A 1,527-nucleotide genomic window follows, 5' to 3' on the forward strand; every position below is an offset into this window, starting at 1 on the left:
TCCGAATTCGACCTTTGGCTTGAAGAAACCTGTGTAGGGTTCCCGATAGTAGCCTTTGGCTACGCCTAGATCCATGATCTGCCGAAGGTAGTGGCAGAACCCTCTGACAAGTAATTGGTGTGGTGGCGAACCCGCAGCCGTAGTGCGTTCGTAGGAGCGCAGGACCGGAAGCACTGTGTCGTACGTTTCGTCAGCCAGTGAAAGCATCCGCCAAAGATTGGCGACGGGAAACTTGGGACGAAGGTTCAGGACGATGTTGGCAGTGAGTGGAAGATAGCCAATGTAGCCCAGCGCGCGGAGTTGGACGCCATTCTGGACATCCTTGAGTTCGACGGCGGAGAGCTCTCGCGTTTCGGGCAGGACGAGCGAACGGCCTCGCAGGTCGAAGAGGTCCTCGCGCTCGAAAATGCGCCTGTCCCGTTCCTTGATGTCGATAATGCGCAGTTCCGGAGCCACGAAGGTCAGGCCCCGGGCCCTGCCGCCGGTGCCTCCTCCGCAGGGTTGGTGTCTTCGTTCACGGCGAGCAGCGCCTCAATGGCGGCCTCGGTTGTCTTGAAGGTCGCATTGTCATGGAAGTATGCTCGCCGCAGACCCATCCGAATGCGGCCCATCCACACAGATGCCAGATCCTCTAGGGTGCGGACCCGCAGAAAGTTGGTGTGACCGAATCCGTTCGGCATAGCCGTGTGGACTAGGTTGAAGAGCTGGACCGTGCGATTGACTAGACTGGCCTCCACGCCGGAATCCGTTAAATGCGATCTTAAGACCGCAGCATCCGGTTCAAGCTCGAAGACCCAAAACCGACGCAACAGCGCGTCGTCTAGTTCGGTAGGCGTCGACGCTGGCCTCGTGCCCCACCTGTCCGTCGTACCCATAGTCTCGCACCCAAAAATAGGGCGGAGAAGTGACGGCGACGTTGAACGTCTCGTCGGGCAGTTGCTTCAGCATGGTGGCAGAGTCGCCGAGCAGAAGACCCGCCACTTTGCTGTCTGCGGTAATCCAGCTAGATCGGCCTAATGAGGAAGGGGTGCTGGTTTTGACGCCGGTTCGTGTGCTCGACTGTGGTTTCAATTTCATGGTCATACTATTCTCCCTGTCTGTCGATGCGGTGGAGGATAGCGACTCAGCTCCAAAAAAACGACGGTAAAACCGCTAGCACGACGTTAAATTAAGAGGAACTTCCGGTGAACGGATTTGCATCCCTCTGTCGCAAAAATCCCGAAACTCACGACAGTCGCACAATAGGGATTTTCGCAACGGCATGCCCCGGCTAGATTCAGTCGCGAGCATAGCAGTGAAAGCCACCGGCCTTATGATAATCGGATATGCACGTGTCTCCACTGGCGGCCAAACCCTCGATCAGCAGCGCGCGGCGCTAAAGGCTGCAGACTGCAAGCGTATCTTTGAGGAAAAGGCATCTGGCGCGCAACGTAGCCGCCCGGAGCTGGTGAGAATGCTGGAGCAGTTGCAGCCAGGCAACGTGGTGACGGTGACCAGGCTTGATCGCCTTGCGCGATCGACGCGCGA

General features: G+C 57.7%; 3 protein-coding genes. 1 reads left to right on the plus strand and 2 read right to left on the minus strand.

The features are described from left to right. Both PZ895_RS11210 and PZ895_RS11215 read right to left on the minus strand, forming a co-directional pair. A partial coding sequence (locus tag PZ895_RS11210; RefSeq protein WP_275839082.1) for a hypothetical protein occupies positions 1-456 on the minus strand: 456 nt, incomplete at its 3' end. Between the two features lie 324 nt (positions 457-780). After that, complete coding sequence (locus PZ895_RS11215) at positions 781-1,083, minus strand: hypothetical protein (protein ID WP_275839083.1); 303 nt, start codon at positions 1,081-1,083, stop codon at positions 781-783. A 229-nt stretch (positions 1,084-1,312) separates the two neighbouring features. On the opposite strand from PZ895_RS11215, the gene PZ895_RS11220 reads away from it, so the two are divergent. Then, positions 1,313-1,527: recombinase family protein (locus PZ895_RS11220; RefSeq protein ID WP_275839084.1), on the plus strand; the 215-nt coding region annotated here is incomplete at its 3' end.

Origin of the sequence: Mesorhizobium sp. YIM 152430, from assembly GCF_029210365.1 — a bacterium.
Taxonomy (GTDB): domain Bacteria; phylum Pseudomonadota; class Alphaproteobacteria; order Rhizobiales; family Rhizobiaceae; genus Aliihoeflea.